The 9,435-nt window shown below is 67.0% G+C and carries 8 protein-coding genes and 1 pseudogene; 7 read left to right on the top strand and 2 right to left on the bottom strand.

What is annotated here, in order from left to right:
- The 4 genes and pseudogenes from ACWD6R_RS38335 to ACWD6R_RS38350 all read left to right on the top strand — a co-directional run.
- Positions 1-424, top strand: a 424-nt coding sequence (locus tag ACWD6R_RS38335) for an RNA-guided endonuclease InsQ/TnpB family protein (RefSeq protein ID WP_451822985.1), incomplete at its 5' end; no start/stop codon positions are given.
- A gap of 176 nt (positions 425-600) precedes the next feature.
- Positions 601-1,515, top strand: coding sequence for an SDR family oxidoreductase (locus ACWD6R_RS38340; RefSeq protein WP_451822986.1), 915 nt, complete (start codon positions 601-603; stop codon positions 1,513-1,515).
- Between the two features lie 65 nt (positions 1,516-1,580).
- Positions 1,581-2,043 (top strand): annotated as a pseudogene (locus tag ACWD6R_RS38345) (transposase family protein); the annotation flags it as partial.
- A 614-nt stretch (positions 2,044-2,657) separates the two neighbouring features.
- A complete protein-coding gene (locus ACWD6R_RS38350; protein ID WP_451381628.1) occupies positions 2,658-2,918 on the top strand; it encodes a hypothetical protein in 261 nt (86 codons plus the stop codon).
- A 69-nt stretch (positions 2,919-2,987) separates the two neighbouring features.
- Here the strand turns inward: ACWD6R_RS38350 and ACWD6R_RS38355 are convergent, their stop codons facing one another.
- Positions 2,988-3,416, bottom strand: coding sequence for a DoxX family protein (locus tag ACWD6R_RS38355; RefSeq protein ID WP_451822991.1), 429 nt, complete (start codon positions 3,414-3,416; stop codon positions 2,988-2,990).
- Positions 3,417-4,482: 1,066 nt separating this feature from the next.
- Here ACWD6R_RS38355 and ACWD6R_RS38360 point away from each other — a divergent pair.
- Together ACWD6R_RS38360 and fabV are read left to right on the top strand one after the other, a co-directional pair.
- Positions 4,483-4,794: a hypothetical protein gene (locus ACWD6R_RS38360; RefSeq protein WP_451822987.1), complete on the top strand. Its 312-nt coding sequence runs from the start codon at positions 4,483-4,485 to the stop codon at positions 4,792-4,794.
- The gene (gene fabV, locus ACWD6R_RS38365) at positions 4,791-6,011 is read left to right on the top strand and encodes an enoyl-[acyl-carrier-protein] reductase FabV (RefSeq protein WP_451822988.1); all 1,221 of its coding nucleotides are present in this window, start codon (positions 4,791-4,793) and stop codon (positions 6,009-6,011) included. The genes ACWD6R_RS38360 and fabV overlap by 4 nt, the downstream gene beginning before the upstream one ends.
- Before the next feature lie 411 nt (positions 6,012-6,422).
- On the opposite strand, the gene ACWD6R_RS38370 is transcribed toward fabV, so the two are convergent.
- Complete coding sequence (locus tag ACWD6R_RS38370) at positions 6,423-6,581, bottom strand: hypothetical protein (protein ID WP_451822989.1); 159 nt, start codon at positions 6,579-6,581, stop codon at positions 6,423-6,425.
- Between the two features lie 388 nt (positions 6,582-6,969).
- Here ACWD6R_RS38370 and ACWD6R_RS38375 point away from each other — a divergent pair, with 388 nt between their 5' ends.
- Positions 6,970-7,659 (top strand): peptidoglycan recognition protein family protein, encoded by a 690-nt coding sequence (locus ACWD6R_RS38375; protein WP_451822990.1) that lies wholly within the window; start codon positions 6,970-6,972, stop codon positions 7,657-7,659.
- The last annotated feature ends 1,776 nt before the right edge of the window (positions 7,660-9,435 follow it).

Raw genomic sequence — 9,435 nt, forward strand, 5'->3', positions numbered from 1 at the left:
CGCGCACAAGACCGCTCTCGCGATGGTCCGTGAGCACGATCTCATCGCGCACGAAGACCTCAGGATCCGCAACATGAGCAAGGCCCCTGCGCCGAAGCCCGACCCGGACCGGCCGGGCAGCTTCCTGCCGAACGGGGCCGCGTCCAAGGCCGGGCTGAACCGCTCGATCGCTGATGCCGGATGGGGGGTGTTCCTCACGATCCTGCACGCCAAGGCTGAAAGCGCCGGACGGGAAGTGATCGCTGTGGACCCCCGCAACACCTCGCGGCGCTGCCCCGAATGCGGGCACACCGCCAAGGAGAACCGGCCCACACAGGAGAAGTTCCACTGCGTCGCATGCGGCCACCAGGCGCACGCGGACACCGTGGGAGCAACCAACGTTCTACGGGCCGGGCTGGTCCGTAGAAACGCCAACCCGGCGTAACGAGAAGCCCCCTCGTTCACGAGGGGGAGGAGTCACAAGTACCGATCCACGCGATCGCGATGCTGCAGCCGTGCTTGGGAAAACACGACAGAAGGTGTCCGGTTTCTGGGCAACCATCCTGTCGGCGGTGCTCGCACGGCGTCGGCGCAGCGCGTCAAGGACACGGAAGGAAACGCATGTCAGCAACGTTGGACGGAAAGGTCGCCCTTGTCGCAGGGGCGACGCGGGGAGCCGGCAGGGCGATCGCGGTGGAACTCGGTGCGGCCGGGGCTACCGTCTACGTAACTGGCCGTAGCACACGGGGGCAAAGCTCGGAGTACAACCGCCCCGAGACCATCGAGGACACCGCCGATCTCGTGACCGAGGCGGGAGGTCACGGCATCGCGGTGCCGACCGACCACTTGGTTCCTTCCCAGGTCCGAAGCCTGGTGGATCGCATGGCATCCGAACAAGGCCGGCTGGACATCCTGGTCAACGACATCTGGGGCGGGGAACTCCTCTTCGCATGGGACACCCCCGTGTGGGAGCACGACCTCGACAAGGGACTGCGGCTGCTCCGGCTCGCGGTGGAGACCCACGCAATCACCAGCCACCACGCTCTTCCCCTCCTCCTGCGGAATAACGGCGGACTGGTGGTCGAGATGACCGACGGCACCGCCGAGTACAACCGGGACACCTACCGGGTCTCGTTCTTCTACGATCTCGCCAAGGCCGCGGTGCTGCGCATGGCCTTCGCGCTGGGTCACGAACTGGGTCCGCGGGGCGGCACAGCGGTGGCACTGACGCCCGGGTGGATGCGTTCGGAGATCATGCTCGACCACTTCGGCGTGACCGAGGAATCGTGGCATGACGCGCTGGAGCGCGAGCCGCACTTCTGCATCTCCGAGACCCCGTTCTACGTCGGGCGAGCCGTCGCTGCCCTGGCCGCCGATCCCCAGGTGAGCCGTTGGAACGGGCAGTCTTTGTCCGGCGGTCAGCTCGCCCGGGTTTACGGCTTCACCGACGTTGACGGCAGCCGACCGAACGCCTGGCGGTACATCGTCGAGGTTCAGGACGCGGGCAAGCCCGCCGACGCCACCGGATACCGCTGAACCGCAATCAACTCGCGCGGTTCGGCTCAGTGCCGAAGGCTCCGGCACGGAGCCGGGGGCTCCTCCGGATGGCCGCCGATCGGCCGTACTATTCCGGGAAACACCGCAAGCGCGGGATGAACGTTCAGGTCATCCCCGATCCGTTCGGTCGTCTGCTGTGCGCCTCGTCGCCCGCATTGCCCGGCGCGGGCCATGACATCCGCGCAGCCCGTACCCGCGGCATCTTGGGTGCCCTGGCCCGCGCCGACATCCGTGCTCGACCGACAGGGGATACCGGAGTGCAGGCAGCAGCGTCCGCGTTCCCTTCCGCGGACGTTGGGGAAGCCTGTCAGCCGGACAGCAGGCCAACAACGGCTCCCGCGTGGACGTCCGCACGCGAGGAGAAGAGGCCAGAGCCACCCTCAAGACCTGTCGATTCCTGCGAAGCTGCGATGCAGCACCACCCACATCACCGACCTGGTCAAAATCGTCCTCACCCTCTGCCTCATACCGGCAACATGGGGTTGGGAGAGGCTCACGGACGCATGATCGGCTGCACTGAACGCGGCGAGACAGCCGGAGCCGAAGACGCCACGCTCACACCGAGGGCCAACGGCAGCAATAGCGTCAGCCAACTCGTAATCTGCTGCTCCAGCCGTTGCCGGGTTTCCTCAAGAAGTTCCCGCAGAATGATCAATGGAGTGATCGGGTCCAGCTCGGTGTCAGGTTCATCAGGTTGCGGGGGTACTGGAATGGCGCGGGGCGAAGAGATGGAAAGGCAGCGACGACCTGTGCGGCGTGATCGAGCCGCTCCGGCCGAAGGTCGAGCGCCGCACGGGCCACCCAGATTGCATACGTCTGAAAGATCGGCGGAGTTGCAGGAGATTCTGTTCCTGCCGCACACGGCGATTGCCTGGGAGTATCTGCCACAGGAGTGGGGCTCCGGCTCGGGGATAGCCTGCTGAGACGTCCACCTTCACCAAAGAGCAGCACGGAACCTGTCCCGAGTACTGCGCCACCCGCACCGATGGCACCGTTCTCGAGCTTCACCCCACCCCTCGGCCGCACCACGCCCGCCGGCACCCTCGATCCCCCCGGGCGGCCGCCCCCTCACCGACCCGAGCGGCCGCACCGTCGTCGTCACCGTCCACCAGGAGTAGCCCATGACCACCGAGCAGGAAGCCCGCGACGCCATCCACCACGCCTTCGGCGAGACGGCACACGTCGACATCGAGACCTTCCCGGCCGGGAACCTCTCCATCACTATTACTAAGGGCAAGCACGCCGCAACCATCGACGGGCATCCTGAAAGCGGCTGGGGCTGGACCGTCGACCCGGGCGAGGACGACGGCTTCAGCGGTCACGAGAACGTTGCGGCCACCCTCGACGAGGCGCTCGCCAACGTGCGTGCCGCACTGATCTGACCTGGACGAAAGAGGCTCTAACAGCAAGGTCCGAAGGCCAACTGGCCCCGCCTCAGAGAAACGGCCAGGCTAGAGGCTCAGCACGATGGCGGCGCCAATGCCACCGAGACACAGAGCGAAACCTGCTTCGCGCCAGCCGCCCTTTCCCCAGCGGAACGGGTGGTCCAGGGCGAGCCGCCCCGGGCCGGTGGCGGCGATGCCAAGTGCAACGACGGCGATGCACACGTTGTACTCCACGCCGCCGTGGAATTCCCACAAACCGTGTGGCGCGGTAACGGTCACCATGGCATTGATCATCACACCGATCAGGGCAGCCGCTGCCAGTGGCGTGAACAGACCCAGAGCCAGGCCGATGCCTCCCAGAAACTCGGAGCCACCGCCGATGACGGCGTAGACGTTTCCAGGGTGATATCCCAGCGCGGCGAACCCCTTGCCTGTGGCAGTGAGGCCGTCGCCACCGAATAGGCCGAAGAGCTTTTGGGAGCCGTGCCCCGCCATCAGCAGGCCGAACGTGATCCTGATGAGGAGCAGACCGCAGTCGCCCGCTGACACTGCCGACCGCGCCGGAACGTGGGCCGCAGGTTCGGGGGAGGCGCGCAGTCGCTCAGGGATGTAGTTCACCGGGAGCTCTCCTCTGCCCCGAGATCCCGGGACGGTGCCGACGGACCACCACGGAAGCAGCAGGGCGGGTTGTCCAGTCACCATGACGCCTTCAAGGCATGCCAGGCGTGGAGGACCGCGACGCTGCCGGGACACAGCCAGAACTGGAAGACGGCGGGATCACTGCCGGCGTTCGCGTGTCAGTCCGGTCAGGCCGCCGGTCGTTCTCGATATGAGTATGTGACATCGGCTTGTCTTCCATCGTGGCCCCTTTGCCCGTTCCGTGCCGACCGCGCAGCGGGGAGGGGGCATGCATTACCTGCGGCCTGCTGTACTGCAGGCCGGGCCGGTGCCACTGTGCCGGATGCCAGGGGTGCTGCCGTCCCGGCACGCTCTGCATCACGGGTGCTGCCCACAGAGCGCGCACCGTGGAATCCGCAAAGGCTTGCGCGGTCCTCCTGCGGGACGTCCACCGACAGGCCTGACCCGCATTCGCGTGCAGACGAGAAAGCCTCCAGGAACTGCCCTGTTCGCCGCTACCGGTGAACAGGACCTCTTAACCGGGTGCGGCCGTTAGACCTCACGCAGTGACACGTATCGACCAATTAATCGAACATCCGATCTAATGTAAGTCCATCACCTTCCCCCACGAACTGGTGCAGGCTCAGCGCGACTGGAACTCCACGAACCAAGCGCTCGCCGCGTCTCACCCGCGCAACCGCACCTTGCTGCGCCGTCGCCTGCTGCACCTGTCCGCCCGGATCCAGTGGCATCCCTTCTGGACCTCCGATCCCGGCCGGAGCGTCGCGGCCCGGGTGGAACTCCGCCGCCAGGCCCGTACGGACAGTCGATCAGCGACGCGAGCGGGATGAACGTTACAAAGTCTTCGCTCACAGGCCCGGCCTGCCACGAGCACCGGGATCGGCCGGTGCGCTGCCGTCCTGGATCGGCGCGGGGGAGGCGCGTGATCGCCCAGACATTCACGGAGGTCCTTGCCGCGGTCACGGGCAGGCCGGTGACCGAGTGCTCGGAGTCGTGTCGGGTGCCGGAGCCGGTGCCGGAGCCGGAGCCGGAGCTGGAGCTGGAGCTGGAGCCGGGCGTGGCCGGCCCGGCCCTGCTCGAAATGGTGGAAACTCTCCAAGGTCGCCTCATCATTACTGTTCCCGACAAGGTGACCGCCCGGGTCCGCACGGTCCGAGACTTGCAGGACGCGGTGAGTACTCCGGTGGTCGCCGCACCCCTGGACATGTCGACCGGCAAGGACAACTCCTCATGACCGAACGCATCGTCAGTTCCCGCTCCCGCGGCTTCCTGTTCCTCGACTCACATCCTGCCGGCTGCACCCGGCTCGTCCAGGACATGTGGCAGGCCGTCCCCGAACCGGCGCAGGAGGGTCGTACGGACGCGGACGAGGCGCCCGTCGCGCTTGTGATCGGCTCGTCCGCCGGTTACGGGCTGGCCGCCACCATCGCAGGACTCGCCAGGGCCGGTATCCGGGGCGTCGGCGTGTCCTTCGAGAAGGCACCCGGCCGCCGAACCGCAACGGCCGGCTGGTACCGGACTGCCGCAACGGCCGAGCTGGCCGTGAAGCACGGGCGGGACTTCGTGTTCCTCAACGGCGACGCGTTCTCCGACACCCTGAAGGACCAGGTCGCCGACCTCCTCGACGAGCGGTTCGGCGGGAAGCTCGACTACCTCGTCTATTCCGTTGCAGCCCCCCGCCGCACCGATCCCGACACCGGTGTCACGTACGCGTCCGTGCTCAAGCCGATCGGTGAGGCGTACCGCACCAAGACCCTCGTCTTCGACGGCGATGGGGCACCCGAGGTCACGACAGTCGAGACCGGGCCGGCTGAGGGCGACGACATCGAGCAGACCGTCGCCGTCATGGGCGGCACGGACTGGGCCCGCTGGATCGACCACCTCGCCGGGCGCGACCTGTTGGCACAGGGGTTCGCCACTGTCGCCCTGTCCTACATCGGGTCGCCGCTGACCGCCGCGATCTACCGGCAGGGCACCATCGGTGCGGCCAAGGCCCATCTGGAACAGGCCGCCCGCGACCTGAACGACCGGCTCGTCAAGGAAGTCGACGGCCGAGCCCTGACCTCAGTCAACGGGGCCGCCGTCACCCAGTCCAGCACGGCCATTCCCGGCATCGCGCTCTATGTCGGGCTGCTGCGCGGCGTCCTCGAAGACGCCATGGTCCCGCCGATCGCCCAGCTCACCCAACTCTGGGACCAACTCACCGGCACCGCGCCCCTCGACGTCGACGACGAGGACCGCATCCGCCTCGACACCTGGGAGCTGACCCCCGCCGTCCAGGAGGCCGTCGCCGAACGCTGGAAGACCGCCACCACCGAGAACATCCCGACCCTCTCCGCCCTCGACTGGTTCACCGTCCAGGTACAGCAGCTCTACGGTTTCGCCGTGCCCGGCATCGACTACGCCGCGCCCGTCGAGACCGACGTCCCTTGGCCCCAGCGCACCACCTGACACCCAGGAGGAACGCCATGCACCCACCGTCCGACGACACCCTCGTCCGCCGGCAGCAGCGCCTCGAAGAAAACTGCTCCGGGATGACCGAGCAGTGGGCGACAGCTACGAATCCCTCACTGCCGTCCTGACCGCTCGCGGCTGATCGCTCGAGAGCCTCGGGGTCTGAAGGCCCCGGGCGATGGTGAGTCGTTTGCGGCGGGCGCGGGGGAGCGGCCCATGCACCGCCTACCTGCAGCACGGCTTCGACCCCACCCGTCCCGAGAACTGACGCCCTCACCACTCTTCCGGCCGGCGCGGGAGCCGACCGGCTGTGATGGTGAGGCGCGGCTTGGAGGTGACCGACGCAGCGAAGGCAAGTCGTACCGGGGCGCCGGCTCCCACGTCCGGGTGCCGTTTGAAGGCGTCGGCTCAAGCGAGGGAAGCGGCGGCGGTAACAGCACGCATGCCGAAATCCGCCGGGCCGGCGAGCAGCCTATGGACGTCATGAAGGGCTGCCGGCTGCTGCGAAACCTCCGGTGCAGTATCCATCGGATCACCGACATGGTGAAGGCCATCGTTGTCGCTCACCGCACCTCACCCTCCTGATGTGGGAAGGACTCATCCTCGGCCCCTTGGGGGGAGCTGGTAGGTGTGTCGACATGCTCGCCCGACTGCAGTAACCCGGCGCGCGCAGCGAACCTCCTATGGCAAAGCTGTTGGCCATACGCGCTCCCGCCGTCCACTCGGCGAAAGACTAAAGAAGGTTTTTCCTGTGCGTCTGTACCGCATAGCACTGTGGGTCACGATTCCTATGGCAGTTCCTCTCGTGGCGGCACCGGCCGGGGTGACGACGGCCGGTGCCGTCGGAGGGACGATGCCGGGAGGCCCTCTTTCGCTTTCGGTGTGGCGGGCGGGAGCAGTTCCGGAGCCGGCTATCGAATCCGCGCGGCCGTTCCCAGCCCTCGGAGCGACGGCGGTGGCATTCCCCCATGCAGCGCCTCGGCCCGCCATCGTGTCGCGGATCCAATGGCAGGCCGACGAGACCCAGCGCGACCCCCATGCCCACTACGCGGAAGGGGTGGCGGCGGTCTTCATCCATCACACCGACACCCCCAACGGCTACGACTGCGCGGACGTCCCGCGTACCCTGCGCAATCTGTATACGGGCCAGACCCGTGACCAGCGATGGGGAGACCTCGGCTACAACTTCCTCGTCGACAAATGCGGCACCATTTACGAAGGCCGTGCCGGCGGTGCGGACCGCCCCGTCATCGGCTCCCACACCATCGGGTTCAACCAAGGCACTGCGGGGATCGCGGCGATTGGCACCTTCGGAAGAGGGACGCCAGTGCCCGCAGCCATGGAACATGCGATCGCGGCCCTCGCCGCCTGGAAACTCAGCTTGCGAGGCATCGACCCCACCAGCAAGGTGCGGCTCACGTCCACGAACGACAAGAGCCGCTATCCGAAGGGCACTTCGGCCGAATTCGATGCTATCTCCGGCCATCGCGACGGCTATGCCACTAATTGCCCCGGGGAGGCGCTTTTCGCTCGACTCCCTGCGATCCGTAACATGGCTGCCGACCTTCAGGGCAGGTCCCCACGAGCATCCTCCGGTGCCGGGCTCCCCCCGGGCTTGCAGAGCCTCCACCGCGGCATTCGGTGACGGTTCATCAGGACCCGGTACGCATGAAATGTGCAGACCCCTCCCTGTCAGACTCCGGTGAGACATGAGGACAATAGAGTCTTCTGTGGTGAGTAGGGCGAGAACGGGATCTTTCGAGCGTGACGCTGGGCAGTGCCGACCTTGAGGTCGGTGTGGCCGATGATGGGGCCGTGGGCAAGAAGAAGCGCGGTCCTTGCGGGGGCGGGCCAAAACGGCGGTCCTTCACTCGACCGTCCGTGGGTGCAGCAGTGGCTCCGGACCAGAAGCTGAGGCCACTCCAGCTCGCGTCCTTCTGGCTCCGGCTCGGCTGACAACCCATGCTCTCGGCTACCACCAAGTCACCGCCACCCGTCCGGCGCCGAAGCTGGTGGCATCTGGAGCCGATCCCCCCATGGTGACCACTCACGGTAACGACGAACGCCGCTCAACCGGAGAACACGAGATGCGCGGTGTGGGGCGGGGTTGCCGCACTCGGCCACTGCCTGTTCCGCTCCCGCGCGCCCTGGGCCCGGTCCTCGGAGTCCTGGGCAAGGTTGCCTGCCGTTGATCCGGGGTCTTCGGCGGCGCAGGTCTCGCACCAGCGGCCCGCGCTGTGCGAGAGGGACTCATCGTTCGAAGGATCAGCGTCCTGCACTCCCCCCAACGTTTCACCCTTGGTGGGCTGAAGGCTGTGATTCCCAGCCCGCTGGCGCATATTTCCGTGTGCCCGGAGTGCCTATGCGGGGGGCCACCGGTGCGCTGGGCTGCCTCGCCACTCCACCCACCGGGGGTCGTCAAGAACTTCTTCCGGGTCCGACAGGCCGGCGCCCTCAAGGAACGCCACCACATCGCGATCGGAGTGGGCCAGCCCAAGGACCTCGTCCCCGCCGGTCCGGTGCACGCTCACTATCCGCCCCCCTGTGGGGGACGGTGTGTCCACGATGATCATCGCACCGCTCATGCAACCAGAATGCCGCTGTTCTTCCCGCGCCGCAGGTCGACATGGTCGAAGCGCCGCGCGTGCTCCTTGATCAAGTCGATCAAGGAGACGCCGCGCGCACGGGTCGCTCGGGGCTGTCCTCGGCGGTCGAGCGTCCACCAATGGTCACCACGCCCGTGCGGTCCGCTCCAGCGCATCCTCCGACCGCGTCGGGCATGCGTGCGGGGAGTGTGCCGGACATGATGCGTCGTTGGATCTCGCACAGGGCTGCTCGGTGCGTCCCTGCGATGGCGCCCGCGAGGAGCGCGAGCATCGGGAGGCGGCGTTGTTCGGTGTACTGGTGGCATGCGAGCGGGGTTCTGGACTGACTATTGCCCCCTGGCACTGTTGGACTTTCTAGGCACGGTCACCGTCGCAGCGCTGGCGATCTGACTCCGCTCGAAATCGCCAGAAAAAGCACTTAGAACGGATATAAGTACCGGTGCTCATTCACGTGGTCGTGGATCCTGCGCAGCCATGGCTGACGAACGGCGGGCAGCCGTGCCAGCGTGCCGAGGAACGCTCCCGAGTCGGGCCGAAAGCGCCGATCGGGCCACATCGGCGGTGGGTCGTCGCGCAGGACTCCGTCGGGCAGACCACCGGTCGCGGGACGCCGCGGCCGTTCGCCGGGGAACGCAAGTACGTCGCCGGCGTCCTTGTCGGTAAGACGGTCCGGGCGTTTTCAGCATCGTTGAGGCGGTCGCTGATCTTGAAGGCTTTGGCGACTAGGCCGATCCTCCGCACATAGCTGAATCGGATGAACTGATGAGCTGGCCGGTACTTCGGTGGGTGTGGGTCGTTGTTCTGAACGTGTCGAT

Source organism: Streptomyces sp. NPDC005151, assembly GCF_053599875.1.